The sequence below is a fragment of the Pseudomonas sp. G166 genome (assembly GCF_037027455.2).
In the GTDB taxonomy this organism is placed as follows: Bacteria; Pseudomonadota; Gammaproteobacteria; order Pseudomonadales; family Pseudomonadaceae; genus Aquipseudomonas.
Genome location: NZ_CP146985.1, coordinates 3,785,469 through 3,804,444 on the forward strand (window position 1 = coordinate 3,785,469; position 18,976 = coordinate 3,804,444).

Below are 18,976 nucleotides of genomic sequence, written 5' to 3' on the forward strand. Positions count from 1 at the left end.
TCAGTTCTCCTCGATATCAGTCGGCAGTGGACGCGGCAGATCATCGCCACTGGAACCATCGAGCCAATCGACTTTGGACATCTTGCGCACCACGACGAACTCGTCGCGGTTGCAACCGACCGTGCCGTAATAGTTGAAGCCATAGGCCTGTTGGGCGTAGCCACCGATCATGTGGGTGGGCTTGAGCACCACTCGGGTCACCGAGTTGTGGTGGCCACCACGGGTCTTGGTGGTTTCCGAGCCGGGCACGTTCACGATCCGTTCCTGGGCGTGATACATCATCACCATGCCTTCCTTGACCCGCTGGCTGACCACCGCGCGGGCGGTCAGCGCGCCGTTGACGTTGAAGCATTCGATCCAGTCGTTGTCCTCGATACCGGCGCGCTTGGCGTCGATTTCCGAGAGCCAGACAATCGGCCCGCCACGGCTCAAGGTCAGCATCAGCAGGTTGTCGCTGTAAGTGCTGTGGATGCCCCACTTCTGGTGCGGGGTGATCCAGTTCAGGACGATCTCGGTCTCGCCATTGCTGCGCTTGCCCTTCACACCGGCGATGGTGCGGGTGTTGACCGGTGGCCGGTAGCTCATCAACTGCTCGCCGAACGCCTGCATCCACGGATGATCCTGGTAGAACTGCTGGCGACCGGTGATGGTGCGCCATGGAATCGCCTCGTGAACGTTGGTGTAGCCGGCGTTGTAGCTCACGTGATCGTCTTCCAGGCCAGACCAGGTGGGGCTGGAAATGATCTTGCGCGGCTGAGCCTGGATGTCACGGAAGCGAATCGCCTCATGCTCCTTGGAGACCGCCAGGTGGCTGTGGTCGATACCGGTGAATTCCGACAGAGCAGCCCAGGCTTTCACCGCGACATGGCCGTTGGTTTCCGGGGCCAGGGACAGGATCACTTCGGCGGCGTCGATGGCGCTGTCGATCTTCGGCCGCCCTTGGCTGATACCCGCCTCGACTTCCTTGTGGTTCAGCTCACCAAGGAATTTGACTTCAGTGTCGGTGTTCCAGTTGATGCCCTTGCCTCCGTTGCCAAGCTTCTCGAGCATCGGCCCCAGGGACGTGAACTGCTTGTAGATGTTCGGGTAGTCGCGCTCCACCACCTGCAGGTTCGGTGCGTTCTTGCCCGGGACCGGCGCCACACCGGCACTTTTCCAGTCGGTGCCGCCAAAGGGTTGGGCCAGCTCGCCGACGCTGTCATGCATCAACGGCACGGTGACCAGGTCTTTCTCGATACCCAGGTGGCCGACCGACATGGCGGAAAACGCCTTGGCGATGCCTTTGTAGATTTCCCAGTCCGAACGCGACTCCCAGGCCGGATCGATAGCAGCCGACAGCGGATGGATGAACGGGTGCATGTCCGAGGTGTTCATGTCGTCTTTTTCGTACCAGGTAGCGGTCGGCAAGACGATGTCGGAATACACGCAGGTCGAGGACATGCGGAAGTCCAGGGTGGTCACCAGATCGAGCTTGCCAATGGCGCCCTCGTCGACCCATTCGGCCTCGGTAGGCTTGCATTCGGAGCTATGGCCGATGTCTTCGTTCATCACCCCGTTCTTGGTACCCAGCAGGTACTTGAGCATGTACTCGTGGCCCTTGCCCGAGGAGCCCAGCAGGTTGGAGCGCCAGATGAACATGTTGCGCGGGAAGTTCACCGGGCTGTCAGGCTGTTCGCAGGCAAAGCGCAGGGAACCGTCCTGCAGCGACTTGACCACGTAGTCCTTGGGCTCCAGACCCGCGGCGGCGGCATCGCGGCAGATGTGCAACGGGTTGGTGTTGAGCTGCGGCGCGCTCGGCAACCAGCCGGCCCGTTCGGCGCGGATGTTGTAGTCCAGGGCGTGTTCGGGGAATTGCGATTTGTCGGCCAACGGCGAGAGCACGTCGTGCATGCTCATCTTCTCGTGGCGCCATTGCGAGCTGTGGCCATAGAAGAAGCTGGTGCCGTTCATCTGCCGTGGCGGACGGTTCCAGTCCAGGCCGAAGGCCAGGGGCAGCCAGCCGCATTGCGGACGGAGTTTTTCCTGGCCGACGTAGTGGGCCCAGCCGCCACCGGTCTGGCCGACGCAACCGCAGAGCATGAGCATGTTGATCAGCCCGCGGTAGTTCATGTCCATGTGGTACCAGTGGTTCATCGCCGCACCGACGATGATCATCGAGCGTCCACGGGTCTTGTCGGCGTTGTCGGCGAACTCGCGAGCGATCTGGATCGCCTTCTCGCGGCTCACGCCGGTGATCTGCTCTTGCCAGGCCGGGGTACCCGGTACCGAGGCGTCGTCGTAGTCCTTGGCGACGTTGGCGCCACCCAGGCCACGGTCGATGGCCAGGTTGGCCGCCGACAGGTCGAACACGGTGGCAACTTTCGCCACGCTGCCGTCGGCCAGCACCACACTGTGCACCGGAACGCGACGGTATTGCACCGCGGCACCAGCCACGTGCTGGAAGTACTCCTGGGCTTCGCCGGCAAAATACGGGAAGGCCACTTCAGCGACGTCGCCGCCGATCAGGCTGAGCTTGAGGTCGATCTCACGGCCCTCGCCGCCCTCACGAGGCAGGATGTTCCACTTGCCCTTCTCACCCCAGCGATAACCAATGGAGCCCTGGGGCGAAACCAGCTCGCCGTTGGCATCCAGAGCGATGGTTTTCCATTCCGGGTTGTTCTCCTGACCAAGGTTTTCAGTCAGGTCACTGGCGCGCAGGAAGCGGTCGGGCTGGTAACCGGCACCCGGGGCCACGCCGAGCATCGGCTTGAGCATCACCAGCACCGGTAGGTCGGTGTAGCGCTTGGCGTATTCGGTGAAATAGACGCTGGGCTTGTCCAGGTGGAACTCTTTGAAGATCACATGGTTGAAGGCCTGGGCCAGCGCGGCGTCGGTGCCCTGCTTGGGGTTGAGCCACAGGTCGGTGAGCTTGGCGACTTCCGAGTAGTCCGGTGTAATCGCCACGGTCTTGGTGCCCTTGTAGCGCACCTCGGTGAAGAAGTGCGCGTCGGGGGTACGGGTCTGCGGAACGTTGGAACCCCAGGCAATGATGTAGTTGGAGTTGTACCAGTCGGCCGATTCCGGCACGTCGGTCTGCTCACCCCAGACCATCGGCGAGGCTGGCGGCAAATCGCAGTACCAGTCATAGAAGCTCAGGCACACGCCACCGATCAGCGACAGGTAGCGCGAGCCGGCGGCATAGCTGACCATCGACATGGCCGGGATCGGCGAGAAGCCGACCACGCGGTCCGGGCCGTGTTCCTTGACGGTGTAGACGTTGGCCGCGGCGATGATCTCGTTGACTTCTTCCCAGTTGGAACGGATGAAACCGCCCATGCCGCGCTTGCTTTTATAGGAGTCAGCCTTGGCCTTGTCCTCGACGATGCTGGCCCAGGCCTCCACCGGTGGCAGGGTCTGCCGGGCTTCGCGCCACAGCTTGAGCAATGGCTTGCGGATCTTCGGGTACTTGAGCCGGTTGGCACTGTAGATGTACCAGCTGTAGCTGGCACCGCGAGGGCAGCCGCGTGGCTCGTGGTTGGGCAGGTCGTTACGGGTGCGCGGGTAGTCGGTCTGCTGGGTTTCCCAGGTGATCAGGCCGTTCTTGACGTAGATCTTCCACGAGCACGAACCGGTGCAGTTCACTCCATGGGTGGAACGCACGATCTTGTCGTACTGCCAGCGGGAACGGTAGACGTTCTCCCAATCGCGGGACTCCTTGCGGGTCTCGCCATGGCCGTCGGAAAACTCGCCTTGCTTGCGGTTGAAAAACCGCAGTTGATCCAATAAATGACTCACAGTGTGTTCCTCTCAGGCTTGCTCCGCGGGGTCTGCGCCCCGCCCACGCAGGTTTAGGTTCGGCTTAGCAAGGTGTCGCGGCGCCCTTGCGGGCGTACCACCACCAAGTCACCACGATGCAGCTCAGGTAAAAGCCGACGAACATGTAGAAGGCCATCTCCGGGCCGCCGGTCAGGGCCATCGAAGTGCCAAAGGATTTGGGGATAAAGAACGCCCCGAAGGCGCCCATGGCCGAGCTGAAACCCAGCACCGCGGCCGACTCCTTGCCGGCGTTCTTGATCGCTTGCTCGCGCAGTTCGGGCTTTTTGCCCAAGGCGGCTTTTTCATGCAGGGTGCGGAAAATCACCGGGATCATCCGGAAGGTTGAACCGTTGCCCACGCCGGTGGTAATGAACAGCAACATGAACATGCCCAGGAAGCCGTAGAAGTTGCCGCCCTGGCCGCCTTGCGGCAGGAAGTGCAAGACCCCGAAGACCATCGCGATCATCAGGACGAAGTTCCACAAAGTGACCTTCGCGCCACCGAGCTTGTCCGCCAGCCAGCCGCCCAGTGGCCGCACCAGGGCACCGACCAGCGGGCCAAGGAAAGCGAACTTCAGGGCGATGACTTCTGGGAACGAGGTCTTGATCAGCAGTGGAAAGGCGGCGGAGAAACCGATGAATGAACCGAAGGTCGCCAGGTACAACCAGCACATCAGCCAGTTGTGCTTGCGCTTGAAAATCACTGCCTGCTCGCTGAACGAAGCACGGGCGCTGGACAAGTCATTCATGCCGAACCAGGCAATCAGGGTCACGGCGAGGATGAACGGCACCCAGATGAAACCGGCGTTCTGCAGCCACAACGAGCTGCCATCAGCCAACACTTGCGGCTGGCCGCCCATGAAGCCGAACACACCGAAAGAGATCACCAGCGGCACGCTGAACTGCATCACCGACACGCCCAGGTTACCCAAACCGGCGTTCAGGCCCAGGGCCGTGCCCTGCTGGGACTTGGGATAGAAGAAGCTGATGTTGGACATGCTCGAGGCGAAGTTACCGCCCCCAAAACCGCAGAGCAGCGCGATCAGCACGAACACGCTGTAGGGCGTGGCCGGGTTCTGCACGGCAAAGCCCATCCACAACGCCGGCACCAGCAGCGACGCGGTGCTCAGGGCGGTCCAGCGCCGGCCACCGAAGATCGGCACCATGAACGAATAGAAGATGCGCAAGGTCGCGCCGGACAGGCCCGGCAACGCGGCCAGCCAGAACAACTGGTCGGTGGTGAAGCTGAAGCCGATGGCATTCAGGCGCACGATCACCGTGCTCCAGACCATCCATACGGCGAAGGCCAACAGCAGCGCCGGAATCGAGATCCACAGGTTGCGCCGGGCGGTCTGTTTGCCACTTTTGCCCCAGAACGCGGGGTCTTCCGGGCGCCAGTCATGAATGACCGGGCCCTTTTCAGGCGTTTGCAGAACGGACATGTTCTTCTCCTTGGGCAATGCTGGAAAACGGGGATTGGGTGGCCGGCGGCTGTTTACCGAGCAGCGGGCGCTTACGCATTTCGCTGAAGTACATCCAGGTCAGGGACACCCAGACCACGCCGTACATCAACATGAAGCAGGACGAGCGCACGCCGGTGAGGTCCACCAGGGCGCCAAACATGATCGGCAGCACGAACCCGCCCAAGCCGCCGGCCAGGCCGACGATGCCGGACACCGCGCCCATGTTTTTCGGGTAGTCGTTGGCGATGTACTTGAAGACCGAGGCCTTGCCGAACGCGAAGGCGATGCCCATCACGAACAGCAGCACGGTGAACAGCGTGGCGCTGAGACCGATGTGGAAATCGACGATGCCGTTGACGGTCTGTACTTGCAGTTGAGTCTGGGGGTAGGACAGCAGGAACAGGCAGATCCAGCTGACCCACAACACCCACCAGGTCACGCTCTGGGCGCCCCAGCGGTCGGACATCCAGCCGCCGACCGCCCGCAGCACGCCACCGGGCAGGGAGAAACAGGCCGCCAGCAGCGCCGCGCTTTGCAGGCTGAAGCCGTATTCCTGCACGTAGTATTTGGTCATCCACAGGGCCAGGGCCACGTAGCCGCCGAACACGATCGAGTAGTACTGGCAGTAGCGCCACACGGCCGGTTCTTTGAGGGTTTTCAATTGCTCGCGCAACGTCGCGCCGCCAGTGCCGCTGTGTTCCTTTTTCTCGCTGGTGAGAAACCAGAACAGCAGCGCGGTAATGAACAGGATGGCGCTGAACACTTTCGGCACCAGGTGCCAGGAGCCGAAGGCGATCAACGCCGGGGCGAGGAACTTGGTCACCGCCGCCCCGGCATTGCCGGCGCCGAAGACACCCATGGCAAAACCCTGGTTCTGCTTGTCGAACCACTTGGCGACGTAGGCGATGCCCACCGAGAACGAGCCGCCAGCCAGGCCGACGAACAGGCCCAACACCAGGAACTGCCAGAAGGCAGTCGCCAGGGTGATCAGGTACAGCGGCAACACGCAGGACAGCATCAGCAGGAAGAATACGATCCGTCCGCCAAAGCGGTCGGTCAGAAGGCCCAGGGGCAAACGCACCAGCGAACCGGTCAACACCGGCGTGGCGGCCAGCAGGCCGAATTGGGTTTCGTTGAGGGCCAGCATTTCCTTGATCGGAACGCCGAGCACGGCAAACATCATCCAGACCATGAAGCACACGGTGAAGGCCAAGGTACTCATCCCTAGTACCAGCCCTTGTTGCACTTGCGCTCGCATCACGATGCACTCCGTCAGTTCGATGGGCGCAGCCTAGTGATGCGAACCCCGCAAAAACTTGACCTGAGTCAACGTGCCCCGAGGCGGTACTGGCCTATGCTTGGCCCGTCTACCTCTAAGGAGGTAGATCCAGATACCGATAAAACCCTTTGTTTATCAGTATCTTGAGCAAGTCTGCCGAAGCTTTTATCGAAACGGAGCGGCCGACAACTCTTTAGAGGTAGTGCGCCCAGGATTGGCTGCTATACCCCAGTTCCAGGGCGCCCCTATGCTCGGCTCACCGATTTTCCTCGCAGGTCAACGCCGATGATGCGCTGGCTGCGCAGCTCCCTGCCCGCTCGCGCCGGGCTGGCGGTGATCCTCATTGCCATCCTGGCCCTGGCCAGCTCTCTGAGCGCCGGGTTGATCGCCTGGTTCAGCCAGGGCGATGCGGCAGCCATCAACACCGCCGGCTCCGTGCGCATGGAGACCTACCACCTGAGCTGGAAACTGGCGGCTGGGGCCAACGACGACATCGCCCCGATTATCGACAGCCTGCAACAGCGCCTCGACAGCCCTGCCCTGCGCGCCGTACTGGAAGACGGGCCCGCGACGTCTCTGCACCAGAGCTACCAGAACCTTGTACAACGCTGGAACCAGACCCTGCGCCCGGCCATCGAGCGCGGCGATGCGGCGTTTTTCCAGGCCAGCGCCAGTTCCTTCGTCGAACAACTGGACCAGTTCGTGACCCTGCTGCAACGCCAGAGCGAGCACAAACAAGGCTGGCAGCAGACGATCCAGGGCATGGCGTTGTTCAGCACCATGATCATCCTGCTGATCGGCCTGTATGAGTTGCAGTACGGCGTGGTCACGCCCTTGCAGGAACTGGTCGACGCCACCCAGCGCTTTCGCCGGGGCGAGTTCCAGGTGCGGGTCAATCATCAGTCCGAGGATGAGTTGGGCCAGTTGGCGACGAGCTTCAACACCATGGCCGAGACCATCGAGCAATCTCATCGCACCTTGGAAAACCAGGTCCGGCAAAAGACCTTGAACCTGCAACAGGCCAATGCCGCCCTGGAGTTGCTGTACCAGAGCAGTCGCAACCTCGCCACCCGCCAGGCCAACGCCGAAGGGCTGGATGAATTGATCCGGCGCTTCCAACAGCGGCTGCCCGGCCTGCGCCTGTCGCTGTGCCTGCAAGGGCAATTGCAGGCGCCGGCCCGGCAACTGCTGGCCCTGCATGGTGCCGCCAGCCGCGAGGTGTGCGCCAGCAGCGATTGCGCCACCTGCCAGAAACATCACACTGCCCGGCCGCAGACCTTCAGCATCAGTAACCAGGGCACTGAGCTGGGTGAGCTCAAGGCACACTTTGTCGACGGCCACGCGGCGCAGCCCTGGGAAACCGCGTTGATCCAGGCCCTGGCCAACCTGATCGGCACGTCGCTGTCGCTCAAGCGCCAACGCGAACAGGACCATCGCCTGCTGCTGCTCGATGAACGCACGATCATTGCCCGGGAGTTGCATGATTCCCTGGCCCAGGCCCTGTCATACATGAAGTTGCAAGTCAGCCGCATGCAGACCCTGATGCGTCGGGGCGAGCCGGTGCAGACCCTGGAAACCGTCACCGGCGAACTGCGCGAAGGCCTTAACAACGCCTACCGCCAGTTGCGCGAATTGCTGACGACCTTCCGTTTGCAGATCCACGACGACGGCCTGGTCGAGGAGCTCAAGGACACCGCCGAAGAGTTCTCCAACCGAGGCGACTTCAAGGTGCACCTGTTCGTTGACAGCCTGGCTTTCGAGCTGTCGGCCAGCGAGCAGATCCACATTCTGCAGATCACCCGTGAAGCCCTGTCCAACTGCCTGCGCCATGCCCATGCCGAGAACGCCTGGCTCGAACTGCGCCAGGAAGGCGAGACGGTGCGGCTGTCAATCGAAGACGATGGCCGAGGCTTCAGTGGCGAAGTGGACCAGCGCGAACATCATGGCCTGAACATCATGAACGAACGGGCCCGCAGCCTGCGTGGCCAATTGCAGATTCTCTCCCGAACACCCCAGGGCACCCGTATCCAGGTGCATTTCCAACCGGAATTCCTGGGCCAACACACCGAAGGCCTCGCAACATGAACGCCCCTCTGCGTCACACCCTGCTATTGGTCGACGATCACCCGATGATGCGTCGCGGGATCCGCCAGATGCTTGAGCTTGAAGACGATTTGCAGATCGTCGGCGAAGCCAGCCACGGCGAAGAAGCCCTGACGCTGATCGAACCGCTCAAGCCCGACCTGGTGCTGCTGGACAACAACATGCCGCAGATGAACGGCATCGAAACCCTGCGTCGGCTGCGCGCCATGCACTACACCGGCAAGGTGCTGCTGTTCACCGTGTCCGACGCCGAAGACGACATTCGCGATGCGCTGCGCCTGGATGCCAACGGCTACCTGCTCAAGGACATGGAACCTGAACTGCTGATCCAGTACATCCGCGACGCCCTCAACGGCGCGCTGGTGATCAGCCCCGGCCTGACCCGCGTCATGGCCCAAGCCCTGCGCTCCCCGCCCCGGCAGACCGAAGTGGAGCTGACCGAGCGCGAACGCCAGGTCCTCAAGACCATCGCCGGCGGCTACAGCAACAAAGTCATCGGACACAAACTGGGCATCACCGAAGGCACGGTCAAGGTCCATGTGAAAAACCTGCTGCACAAGCTCGGCCTGCGTTCACGGGTCGAAGCGGCCGTATGGGCCATGGAGCATCTGCGCGGAGCGGGCTAGCCCAGCCAACACATCCCCCCTGTGGGAGCACAGCTTGCTCGCGATAGCGGTGGGCCAGACAACTCAATACTGACTGATCCGACGCTATCGCGAGCAAGCTCGCTCCCACAGGGGATTGGGGGTGGACGCCGAATCTGTGCACACTCAAGAATCCATGTGGGAGCGAGCCTGCTCGCGATGGCGGCGGCACATTCAACACCCCGGCAAGCTGACCCACCGCTATCGCGAGCAAGCTTTGCTCCCACAAGGTTTGTGTCTTGAGCGGGGGCTCATCCCTCTTCCGAGGTAGGCCTGCCGAGGCATAGGCCGGCGGCGCCTTGGGCCCTACCATGAGGGTACGCGGAGGTACGCCATGCTGACTCACCCTTCCATCGTTTTACTGTTGCGTCGTCACCACCTGTTCAGCCAATTGCCGGAGCGGATTTTCGAGGACGTGTGCAACCTCGCCGTCCTCAAGCGCCTGCCCTGCAACAGCACGCTCATGCACCAGGGCGACCCGGCCAAGCGGTTTTTCCTGCTGGTCAGTGGGCAGATCAAGTTGTACCGGGTCACCGGCGAAGGCCAGGAAAACCTGGTGGAGATCATCCAGCCCGGCCAGACCTTCGCCGAGGCCCTGCTGTTCAGCCAGGCCCGTTGCTACCCGGTCAGCGCGGCGGCGATCAAGGACAGTGTGCTGGTGAGTGTCGAAGGCACGCATTATCGCAAGGCCCTCGAGGACCAGCCCATGGTTTGCCTGGCGATCCTGGCGAGCATGAGCATCCATCTGCACCAGCGCCTGAAGGATATCGACAACCTGACCTTGGCCAGCGCCAGTCGGCGGGTGATCAATTTCCTGTTGCAGGAGCGGGATCCGCGGGACGGTCAGGTGGTGTTGCAGGTGTCCAAGCGTCTGGTGGCTTCCAAGCTGGGGATCCAGCCGGAGACGTTTTCGCGGATTCTTCATCGGTTGGTGGATGGGGGGTTGATTGCCATGGAGCGGCGCAACATTCGCATCCTGGCCGAAGATGATCTGGAGGCTTACCAGCAGTAGGCGCTGTCGAGTGCAACGAGGCTGCGATCTTTCCCCAGACACTTGATTCTCAAGCGAAAGATCAAAAGATCAAAAGATCAAAAGATCACAGGCTTCGCCAGCTCCTACAGGACCCAGCGGGAGCAAGCTCCCTCGCCACGGGTTATCGATCAACGCCTATCATCGGTATCAACCGCTCGAACAACTCGTCCCCCTCCTCTTGCGAGCAATCGACCCCGAAACGCTTGCGCAGCCCCAACTGGCTCAAAATCACATGCACATCCGCCGTCAGATCATGCTGCTGCAAACATGCCTGGACGCACTGCAACGGACACCCATCCAGCGCAATGATCCGCCGCCCCGAGCGCGCCTTGTTGACCAGCGCCGCCACATGCCCACCCACCCCGACAATGCAGGACATCTCCGCCAGGCCGGCACGGTCCAGGCGCAGGGCAACGCTGTTGGCCAGTTGCGCGACGTTGGAGCAACCGGAACAGGAATACACCAGGGGCAACACACTCGGGGCTTTCATCACACCGCTGCCAACCCCTTGCCCGCCCGCTCCAGGTTGCGCCACAACCACGGCGGCAAGACCTCCGGGTCAAGGCTGTCGATCAGGTTCTTCAGCGCCAGCCCGAGTTCGGTGTCGCCCTCAATCACCAGGCGCCTGCGGAAGAACAAGGTATCGGGATCCTCCTGACGGCTGGCCAGCAACAGGAACTCACGCCAGTTGCCGCTGATGGTGACCTGGGCCTCGGCCCGTTCGGCGATGCGCAGTCCGTCCCGCGCCAGGGTCAGGTACCAGCACAGTTTCAGGTCGGGCACCCGCAGGCACAACCAACGCCCGCGCAGCACCTCGAACCCGCCATCGCGCAGCGGCTCGGCCAGGCAACGATTGAGCGCCTGCTGCAACGCCAGTCGCTGCACCACGAACGGCACCTTGCTCACCAGCGGCAACACGCGGTCGGCGCCTTTGAGCAGCCACTTCTTCGGACTCAACACAGGCCCGCCTCCTCTACTTTCAACATGCCGGCATGGCCATGCCAGTAACCGTTGCAACCGTCCACGAACAGCGGTGGAGCCTCGCCCTGGCGAACCTTGTCGAAGGCCGTGACCACCTCGGCCATGCCCTGGGCGCGCGGGCTCAGGCGCAGCAAATCGGCGCCACTGGCCATCAGCGCGGGGTAATCGGCCAGCAGGTTCGTCACCTCGCCGGACATCGTCTGGATGCCGTTGAGGGTGAACAGCTGTTGACCTTCCTGGCTGGTCAAGGCCAGGCCATCGGGATAATTGATGCAGCAGAACTGACAGTCGTCCTTGGGGCGGTTTTCGGCCCGAGCGGTGAAACAGCGCGCCGAGTAAGCCAAAGGCAGATGGCCGTAGGCAAAAATCTCCACCTCGGGTACTTCACGGTCCATCTCGCGCACCTGCTCCAGCACATCGCCGATCAGCGCCGCCGAACACTCCACAGGCGGTACCCAACGGATCATGCCGCTGTCGAGCAATTGCCCGAGGGCATGGCCGTTGTACAAGTTCAACGCCGGCCCGCCGACGAAGGGCAATTTGCGCTCGGCGAGGAACTGCACCGCGCCCATGTCATTGGCCTCCACCAACAACTGGCCGTTGTCACACAGGCGTCGCAGCGAGGACAGCTCCGAGGCCGCCTCGATCAGCGTCAGGCTCGACAACACGATCTGCGCCTGACTGCACGCTTGCAGCTCACGCGCCAAGCCCAGCCATTGATCCAGGGAGAACGCCCGGCGTTTCGAACACACGGTTTCCCCCAGGTAAATCACGTCCAGCGGCAATGCCGACATCTCGGCATAGAAATTCCCCAGTTGCGCTTTGTCCCAGTAAAACAGGACCGGTCCCAGGCTGAGTTTCATCTGGCCTCCCTCATTGCCATGATCGATGGTAGGCACCCAGGGTGGTCTGGCTGCCCTCGGACAAACCGGCCAATACCTGGCGCCATTCTTCCTGTACCCGGAACCGTTGCGGCGCGGCCTGGTGTGCATCCAGCGCAGCGCGCCAGACCCGGGTGACTTGTTCGACATACGCCGGGCTGCGCTGGCGGCCTTCGATTTTCACCGCTTCGACGCCGATGGCCGTGAGTTCCGGCAGCAGGTCCAGGGTGTCGAGGCTGGTGGGTTCTTCCAGTGCATGGAAACGCTTGCCGCCCACAAGGAAGCGGCCCTTGCACAGGGTTGGATAACCGGCGGGTTCTTCGGCGGTGTAGCGGTCGATCAGCACTTCGCTCAGGCGGGCGCTCAGGCCATCGGCGTCCTCGCTCCAGCGCACCGCCTTGGCGGGCGAGCAGACACCGCACAGGTTCGGCGACTCGCCAGTGATGTAGGAAGACAAGTGACAACGCCCCTCGGCCATGATGCACAAGCTGCCGAAACCAAAGACCTCGATCGGCACCGGACTGGCGGCAGCCACCTGCCGCACCTGGGCCAGGGACAGCACCCGAGGCAACACGGCGCGGCGGATGTCATAGCGCTCGGCATAAAAAGCCAGGGCCGCTGCGTGAGTCGCCGAGCCTTGTACCGACAGGTGCAGCGCCAGTTGTGGATGGCGCTGGCGGGCGTAGCTGAGCACACCGGGGTCGGCGGCGATCAATGCGTCCACGCCAAAATCGGCGGCGCGGTCCACCGCCCGTTGCCAGCGCTCCCAGCCCTTGGGTTGCGGGTAGGTGTTGACCGCCACGTACAGTTTGCGTTGGTGTTGACGGATGTGCGCGACAGCGGCGTCGAACTGCTTGTCGTCCATGTTCAGCCCGGCGAAGTGCCGGGCATTGGTGTCATCGCGAAAGCCGACATAGACAGCATCGGCGCCTTGGCGCACCGCCGCTTTTAGAGCAGGCAGATTCCCTGCCGGGCAAACCAGTTGCATGGGGCATCCTCGTGAGAAAACTAAGGGCGCCGCCAGTCTAACCAGCCCTCCGCTGGCCACCTTGACGGCAATCAATTGCCGTCACTGCATCAGACTCGCGAACGGCAGATACATCACCTTGTCGTGCTTGCGCACTTGCGCCTGGCTCTCCACTACGGCCAGCCCGTCGGCCCAGCATGCGGCCGCCAACATGGCCGAACTTTGTTGGGGATGCAGCTCGACACACAGCGAGCCGTCGGCGCTCGGCGTCAATTTCGCCCGCAGGTACTGCCGTCGTCGGTTGGGCTTTAACCAGTCAAATCCTGCTGGCACCTGCAACGCTGCGGGCAACACCTCATCCATGCCCTGGGCCCGGAACAGGAACGGCCGCACCACAATCAACGCGGTAATCAGCGCCGCCGACGGGTTACCCGGCAGCCCGATCCAGGGTTTGCCGGCCACCTCGCCAAAGGCCAGGGGTTTGCCCGGCTGGATCGCCAAGCGCCACAGGTCAACGCTACCCAGCGCTTCGATGGCTTGCTTGAGATGATCTTCCTCACCCACCGACACGCCGCCGGAGGTCAGCAGCAAATCGCACTCGGTCGCCGCCAGGCTCAAGGCCTGGCGACTGGCGAGCAGTTTGTCGGGCATGACGCCGTAGTCATGTACCTCCAGGCCCCAGCCGCGCAACAGCGCCAGAAGACTGTGGCGATTGCTGTTGTAGATCTGCCCGGGTGCCAGCGTTTCGCCCGGTTCGCGCAGTTCATCGCCACTGCTGAGCAGGCCTACCTGCAAGGGGCGATAGACCTCTACCCGGGCAATCCCGGCACCGGCCAGTAACCCCAACTCCTGGGCTCGCAAGCGCTTTCCAGCCTGAAGCAAACGGTCCCCGCGCTGCATTTCCTCGCCCTCCTTGCGCACATGCTCCCCGCCATTGACCGGTGGCAACCAGACCCGCTCACCTTCCACCCGACAGCTTTCCTGGGGCACCACGGTGTCAGCCCCCGGCGGCAGCGGCGCACCGGTAAAAATCCGCACCAGCTGCCCGGCCTGCAACGGTTGCCCCGGTGCCTCACCGGCGGCAATGCGCCCGGCCAAGGTCAGATGACCGCCAGCGGCCGGCAGGTCGGCGGCCCGCAGGGCATAACCGTCCATGGCACTGTTGTCCCATGGGGGCAGGTTCATGGGGCAGCGAATGTCGGTCGCCAGCACGCGGCCCAAGGCCTGGTCCAGCGCCACCCGCTGCACCGGAGGCGGCAGCGGCGCCTGATCCAGCAAGTAGCGGATGGCTTCATCCACCGGCATCAGCGCGCCGTTGTCACAGGCACTGCCACACGCACCGCTGTTCATGAACGCGCCTCACAAGGTTGCAGGGCAATACCTGGCTGCGGCTTGAGGTGGGGCGTGAAATTGCACGGGCCGGTGCGGCTGTCCAATTGCCCGGCCAGGATCTGTTCCCAACCGGTGCGGCAAGCCCCCGGCGAACCCGGCAGGCAGCACACCAGCACGCCGTTGCTCATGCCCGCCAACGCCCGCGATTGCAGGGTGGACATGCCGATCTCGGCCAACGACACCTGGCGGAACAACTCGCCAAAACCGTCGACGTGCTTGTCCAGCAGCGGCGCCACCGCCTGAGGCGTGTTATCGCGCGGGGTGAAACCGGTGCCGCCGGTCATCAACACCACTTGCACTTTCGGGTCGGCGATCCATTGCGAGACCTGGGCACGGATCTGGTAGATATCGTCCTTCACCAGCCCGCGATCGATCAGCACGTGACCGGCTGTTTGCAGCAGATCCGCAAGGGTCTGGCCGGAGGTGTCGGTGTCGAAACTGCGGGTATCGCTGATGGTGAGTACGGCGATGTTCAGTGGTTGGAAGAGGCGTTGCGTCAGATGGGCCATAGTCAGCCGTCCTGTCAGAAAAGATGGCCCAGCCTGAACCGCATTCGGTGCCGGGCCTATTCCTCCATGGAGGTACCTCCCTCGGCGTCAGGGTGCCAGGCGGCTACGCTGCCAGGTACCATCCTGCAGGCGGTAGTCGAGACGATCATGCAAACGGTCGGCACGCCCTTGCCAGAACTCCAGCCGTTCGGGTCGCAGGCAATAACCGCCCCAATGTGCGGGACGCGGCACCGGTTGATCGGCGAACCGTTGCTCGGTTTGCGCCAGCCTGGTTTCCAGGGCGGCGCGATCGTCCAGTCGGCGGCTTTGTGGCGAGGCCCAGGCGCCAAGACGACTGGCCACGGATCGGGACTCGAAATAGGCATCCGACAGCGCCGGATCGAGTTTGCAGACCGGTCCTTCGATACGCACTTGCCGCTCCAGCCCCGGCCAGAAAAAAGTCATGGCCGCCCAGGGATTGGCGGCCAGGTCCTGGCCCTTGGCGCTGTCGTAGTTACCGAAAAACGAGAAGCCTTCGCTACTGAAGCCCTTGAGCAACAAGATCCGGCAATGAGGCCGGCCCTGCTCGTCCACCGTCGCCAGGGCCATGCTGTTGGCTTCCACCGGCGGGCTCTCGGTGTCGCGTGCTTGTTGCATCCACAGCCCGAACAAAACCATCGGGTCGTCCGGCGCCTGGGTTTCATCCAGGCCATCGAGGGTGTACTGGCGGCGCATCTTGGCCAGGGAAAGGGGCATGGCGGTGATCTCCCGATAGGTTTGGCCCAGTCTGCGCCTGGCCACCTGAGCCGACCTTGATCGTTGTCAATGCTGATTCCTGTGTTGAATTTACCGACGCCATCGCGAGCAAGCTCACTCCCACAGGGGGTTGGTGAACGCCATAGGACGAATGTGCGAGCTTGCTCGCGATGAAGGCAACTCGGTCGTGACAGACAAACCGCTACTTGAGCCCCAACCGCCGCGCCAGCTTATGCAGGTTGCTCGGATCAACCTCCAACAGCCGCGCCGCCCCGGCCCAGTTCTGCCCGCAACGCTCCAGGGCCTTGAGGATCGCCTGGCGCTGACAAGCGTCGACCGCCTCACCCAAGGGCTGCAGCGGCGAATCGAGCGCTTGAAGGGGCGCCTGGAGCATCGCCTGCGCCGACGTTGCGTTGGCATTGACGTCCAGATCCAGCACCTGCGGTTCCAGGGTCATGATCAAGCTGCGACTGGCGCCGTGGCTCAGTTGCTTTAACGCCGCGCGACTGATCACGTGCTCCAGCTCCCGCACGTTGCCCGGCCAGGAGTACGCCAGCAGCGCCTGTTCGGCCGCCGGCGACAGGCGCAACCCACGCAAGCCCAGGCGCGTGCGGTTCAGTTCAAGAAAGTGTCCGGCCAACATCAACACGTCGTGGCCGCGTTCGCGCAACGGCGGGATCGGCACCGGGTAGACCGAGAGCCGGTGATACAGGTCGGCGCGAAACAGGCCGTCACGGATGCTGTCGGGCAAATGCCGGTTGGTGGCGGCGATGATCCGCACATCGACGTGCAGCGGCTTGTCCGCCCCCAGGCGCTGGATCTCACCGTTTTGCAGGGTGCGCAGCAACTTGGCCTGCACACTCAACGGCAACTCGCCGACCTCATCGAGAAACAGCGTGCCGCCATTGGCCGCGTCGAAACGCCCGGCGCGGTCGGTGGTCGCGCCGGAAAACGCGCCTTTGACGTGACCGAACAACTCGCTTTCGGCCAGAGACTCCGGCAACGCCGCACAATTGACCTGGACCAACGGCTTGTGGCCACGCCGGGACAGGCGATGCAGGCGGCGGGCGAACAACTCCTTGCCGACACCGGTTTCCCCCAGCAACAGCACCGGCAACTCCGAATCGGCCAGTACGTCCAGCTCATTGAGCAACTGCTGCAGCCCCTCGCTGCGCCCGAGGATCTCGCCCTCTTCGGCCGGCAGGCGCAGGTCCGCCGGATCACTGCGCGATGCCCGCAGGCTACGGTTTTCCTGCTCGAGTCGAGTGACCCGCACCGCCGCCTCGATCTGCAAGGTGCAGCGCTTGAGTTCCTCGCGGGCGCGGCTGTCGAAGGTACCGGCGTGGAGCGCATCGAGGGTGATCGCGCCCCACAACCGGCCTTCCACATACAGGCTCACGCCCATGCAATCGTGCACCGGCAGCGGTTCGCCGACGTGGTTGTCGAGCAAGCCGTCATAAGGATCCGGCAAACGGCTGTCGGGCTCGAACCAGGTCGGTTCGCGCGAAGCCATGATCGCCGCCAGGCGCGGGTGCTGGGCGATCACGAAGCGACGGCCCAGCGCCTCGTGGACCAGCCCTACGGTGGCCACGGGCCTGAGGCTGTCATCGTCCAGACGCAACAGGCCCACGGCGCCACTGTTGAAGTATTCGCGCAGGGTCTGCACCAGGCGCTGCAATCGCACGGCATTGGGCAACTCGACGATCAGGTCGGCGGCCAGGCTTTCACGCAGCATGGTAGTGATTACCCTCCAGGGTTCATTTGACCCTTCGCAGCCAGGGTGACAATCACCCTGGCAAAAATTTAATGCTTTATTTTCAGCAAGTTATATATGGCACGCTGGCTGCAAAGTTCGCTCATCTGTCCCTCCCCGGGATTCCACCCAAGGAAACATGATGAGCCTCGATCTGCTGGAACAAAGCCTTGGCCAATTGGCCTGCGACATTCCCGGTGCCACGCGCACCTTCCATCATTACAACCTCGATTTCTGCTGCGGCGGGCAAAAGTCCTTGCGCGAAGCCGCGCTGGGCAAAGGCCTGAACCCGCTGCTGATCGCCGATGCCCTGCGCACACTGCAAGCCGCCGGCGAACTCGGCCATGACTGGCGCGACGAGCCCCAGGCCCTGCTGATCGCCCACATCCTGGAACGCTACCACGCCCGCCATCGCGAGCAACTTCCGGAACTGATCCGCCTGGCCCGGCGCGTCGAGCAGGTCCACGGTTCGCGGCCCAACTGCCCGAATGGCCTGGCCGATCACCTGCAGGACATGTACCAGGAACTCGAAGGCCACATGCTCAAGGAAGAACAGGTGCTGTTCCCGATGCTGCAACAGGGCCTCGGCGAACGGGCCTCGGCACCGATCCAGGTACTGCGTTACGAACACGACCAGCACGGTGAAGCCCTGGAAACCATGCTCGCCCTGACCGACCAGATCACCCCGCCCGCCAACGCCTGCAACACCTGGCGCGCCCTGTATCGCGGGCTCGTGGAGTTTCGTGATGACCTGATGCAGCACATCCATCTGGAAAACAATGTGTTGTTCGTCAATGCGATGAAAACCGTTCGCTGACCATCAAGCATTACCTGCCCCCTGTGGGAGCGAGCTTGCTCGCGATGGCGGTGGACCAGAAAACTCAATACTGGCTGATCCGACGCTATCGCGAGCAAGCTCGTCCCACAGGGAACTGATGGTGTTCAAGCTATTTGGCACCCCCCTTGAATCAAGTGCTGGCCTTCACCCTCTTGCTTAAAACTGCCAATAGAACATCGCCTTGGCCAACACCACGATCAGCAGCATGTGCCCCAGGATACTGCGGCGCAGCCAGCAGGCTCGGCCTGGGGTCAGCCGACCGCTCTTGAGCCAGTACGCCAGCCACAAGTAGTGACCGATGATGCTCAAGGCCAGGAGGATTTTCAGGCTCAGTAGCAGGCCGAAGCTGCTGCTCAACGGTTGGCTCAGTGCACTTCGGTGCTGCCACGCCAGGCCCAGGCCGGCGCCGTACAGCAACACCACGACACCGTGCAGCACATGCCGCGAGCGCTTGGCGATCGCCTGGTCGGCGGCGTCCTTGACACCTTGGGCCAGGGGTCGGCGGGCGGCATGCCAGATAAAAACCTCGAAAAACAACGTGCCGATAAAGGCGATGGCCGCCAACAGGTGCGTGACCAGCAAGACCCCATACATCATCGACCAC

At 62.8% G+C, this 18,976-nt stretch carries 16 protein-coding genes; 4 read left to right on the forward strand and 12 right to left on the reverse strand.

The genetic code is table 11. From position 1 onward, the window contains the following. The 3 genes from SGN16_RS16345 to SGN16_RS16355 form a co-directional block, all read right to left on the reverse strand. Positions 1-3,774 carry a nitrate reductase subunit alpha gene (locus SGN16_RS16345; protein ID WP_335945175.1) on the reverse strand — a complete coding sequence of 1,258 codons (3,774 nt, stop codon included), beginning with the start codon at positions 3,772-3,774 and terminating at the stop codon, positions 1-3. A 64-nt stretch (positions 3,775-3,838) separates the two neighbouring features. Continuing rightward, complete coding sequence (locus SGN16_RS16350; RefSeq protein ID WP_210639062.1) at positions 3,839-5,236, reverse strand: NarK family nitrate/nitrite MFS transporter; 1,398 nt, start codon at positions 5,234-5,236, stop codon at positions 3,839-3,841. Further along, entirely contained in the window at positions 5,214-6,518 is a 1,305-nt protein-coding gene (locus tag SGN16_RS16355; protein ID WP_210639063.1) for a nitrate/nitrite transporter, read from the reverse strand. Before SGN16_RS16355 ends, SGN16_RS16350 begins: the two co-directional genes overlap by 23 nt. A 303-nt stretch (positions 6,519-6,821) precedes the next feature. Here SGN16_RS16355 and SGN16_RS16360 point away from each other — a divergent pair, with 303 nt between their 5' ends. From SGN16_RS16360 to SGN16_RS16370, 3 genes are all read left to right on the forward strand, one after another. After that, the gene (locus SGN16_RS16360) at positions 6,822-8,621 is read left to right on the forward strand and encodes a HAMP domain-containing protein (RefSeq protein ID WP_335945174.1); all 1,800 of its coding nucleotides are present in this window, start codon (positions 6,822-6,824) and stop codon (positions 8,619-8,621) included. Further along, the gene (narL, locus tag SGN16_RS16365) at positions 8,618-9,265 is read left to right on the forward strand and encodes a two-component system response regulator NarL (protein WP_335945173.1); all 648 of its coding nucleotides are present in this window, start codon (positions 8,618-8,620) and stop codon (positions 9,263-9,265) included. Before SGN16_RS16360 ends, narL begins: the two co-directional genes overlap by 4 nt. A gap of 352 nt (positions 9,266-9,617) precedes the next feature. Next, positions 9,618-10,295, forward strand: coding sequence for a Crp/Fnr family transcriptional regulator (locus SGN16_RS16370; RefSeq protein WP_210639066.1), 678 nt, complete (start codon positions 9,618-9,620; stop codon positions 10,293-10,295). Positions 10,296-10,437: 142 nt separating this feature from the next. Here SGN16_RS16370 and SGN16_RS16375 read toward each other — a convergent pair whose 3' ends face one another. The 8 genes from SGN16_RS16375 to norR form a co-directional block, all read right to left on the reverse strand. Beyond that, on the reverse strand, positions 10,438-10,806 hold the full coding sequence (locus tag SGN16_RS16375) for a putative zinc-binding protein (protein ID WP_210639067.1): 369 nt from the start codon (positions 10,804-10,806) through the stop codon (positions 10,438-10,440). Beyond that, on the reverse strand, positions 10,806-11,276 hold the full coding sequence (locus SGN16_RS16380) for an SCP2 sterol-binding domain-containing protein (RefSeq protein WP_335945172.1): 471 nt from the start codon (positions 11,274-11,276) through the stop codon (positions 10,806-10,808). Before SGN16_RS16380 ends, SGN16_RS16375 begins: the two co-directional genes overlap by 1 nt. After that, entirely contained in the window at positions 11,270-12,160 is an 891-nt protein-coding gene (locus SGN16_RS16385) for a U32 family peptidase (RefSeq protein ID WP_210639068.1), read from the reverse strand. Before SGN16_RS16385 ends, SGN16_RS16380 begins: the two co-directional genes overlap by 7 nt. 10 nt (positions 12,161-12,170) lie before the next feature. After that, positions 12,171-13,166 (reverse strand): peptidase U32 family protein, encoded by a 996-nt coding sequence (locus SGN16_RS16390; RefSeq protein WP_210639069.1) that lies wholly within the window; start codon positions 13,164-13,166, stop codon positions 12,171-12,173. An 81-nt stretch (positions 13,167-13,247) separates the two neighbouring features. Beyond that, the gene (gene glp / locus SGN16_RS16395; RefSeq protein WP_335945171.1) at positions 13,248-14,495 is read right to left on the reverse strand and encodes a gephyrin-like molybdotransferase Glp; all 1,248 of its coding nucleotides are present in this window, start codon (positions 14,493-14,495) and stop codon (positions 13,248-13,250) included. Beyond that, positions 14,492-15,046: a molybdenum cofactor biosynthesis protein B gene (moaB, locus tag SGN16_RS16400; protein ID WP_335945170.1), complete on the reverse strand. Its 555-nt coding sequence runs from the start codon at positions 15,044-15,046 to the stop codon at positions 14,492-14,494. The genes glp and moaB overlap by 4 nt, the downstream gene beginning before the upstream one ends. A gap of 87 nt (positions 15,047-15,133) precedes the next feature. After that, positions 15,134-15,781 carry a pyridoxamine 5'-phosphate oxidase gene (gene pdxH / locus SGN16_RS16405; protein ID WP_210639072.1) on the reverse strand — a complete coding sequence of 216 codons (648 nt, stop codon included), beginning with the start codon at positions 15,779-15,781 and terminating at the stop codon, positions 15,134-15,136. 202 nt (positions 15,782-15,983) lie between these two features. Next, entirely contained in the window at positions 15,984-17,516 is a 1,533-nt protein-coding gene (norR, locus tag SGN16_RS16410; RefSeq protein ID WP_210639073.1) for a nitric oxide reductase transcriptional regulator NorR, read from the reverse strand. A gap of 160 nt (positions 17,517-17,676) precedes the next feature. Here norR and ytfE point away from each other — a divergent pair, with 160 nt between their 5' ends. Continuing rightward, complete coding sequence (gene ytfE, locus SGN16_RS16415) at positions 17,677-18,351, forward strand: iron-sulfur cluster repair protein YtfE (protein ID WP_210639074.1); 675 nt, start codon at positions 17,677-17,679, stop codon at positions 18,349-18,351. A 177-nt stretch (positions 18,352-18,528) separates the two neighbouring features. On the opposite strand, the gene SGN16_RS16420 is transcribed toward ytfE, so the two are convergent. Further along, positions 18,529-18,969: a hypothetical protein gene (locus SGN16_RS16420; protein WP_210639075.1), complete on the reverse strand. Its 441-nt coding sequence runs from the start codon at positions 18,967-18,969 to the stop codon at positions 18,529-18,531. Positions 18,970-18,976 lie beyond the last annotated feature (7 nt).

Excerpts from the sequence above, each read along its gene's own strand:
- SGN16_RS16375 (WP_210639067.1), bottom strand. The coding sequence starts at position 10,806 with ATGAAAGCCCCGAGTGTGTTGCCCCTGGTGTATTCCTGTTCCGGTTGC.
- pdxH (WP_210639072.1), bottom strand. The coding sequence starts at position 15,781 with ATGCCCCTTTCCCTGGCCAAGATGCGCCGCCAGTACACCCTCGATGGC.
- SGN16_RS16360 (WP_335945174.1), top strand. The coding sequence starts at position 6,822 with ATGATGCGCTGGCTGCGCAGCTCCCTGCCCGCTCGCGCCGGGCTGGCG.
- SGN16_RS16390 (WP_210639069.1), bottom strand. The coding sequence starts at position 13,166 with ATGCAACTGGTTTGCCCGGCAGGGAATCTGCCTGCTCTAAAAGCGGCG.
- moaB (WP_335945170.1), bottom strand. The coding sequence starts at position 15,046 with ATGGCCCATCTGACGCAACGCCTCTTCCAACCACTGAACATCGCCGTA.
- norR (WP_210639073.1), bottom strand. The coding sequence starts at position 17,516 with ATGCTGCGTGAAAGCCTGGCCGCCGACCTGATCGTCGAGTTGCCCAAT.
- narL (WP_335945173.1), top strand. The coding sequence starts at position 8,618 with ATGAACGCCCCTCTGCGTCACACCCTGCTATTGGTCGACGATCACCCG.
- SGN16_RS16420 (WP_210639075.1), bottom strand. The coding sequence starts at position 18,969 with ATGATGTATGGGGTCTTGCTGGTCACGCACCTGTTGGCGGCCATCGCC.
- glp (WP_335945171.1), bottom strand. The coding sequence starts at position 14,495 with ATGAACAGCGGTGCGTGTGGCAGTGCCTGTGACAACGGCGCGCTGATG.
- SGN16_RS16370 (WP_210639066.1), top strand. The coding sequence starts at position 9,618 with ATGCTGACTCACCCTTCCATCGTTTTACTGTTGCGTCGTCACCACCTG.
- SGN16_RS16385 (WP_210639068.1), bottom strand. The coding sequence starts at position 12,160 with ATGAAACTCAGCCTGGGACCGGTCCTGTTTTACTGGGACAAAGCGCAA.
- ytfE (WP_210639074.1), top strand. The coding sequence starts at position 17,677 with ATGAGCCTCGATCTGCTGGAACAAAGCCTTGGCCAATTGGCCTGCGAC.
- SGN16_RS16350 (WP_210639062.1), bottom strand. The coding sequence starts at position 5,236 with ATGTCCGTTCTGCAAACGCCTGAAAAGGGCCCGGTCATTCATGACTGG.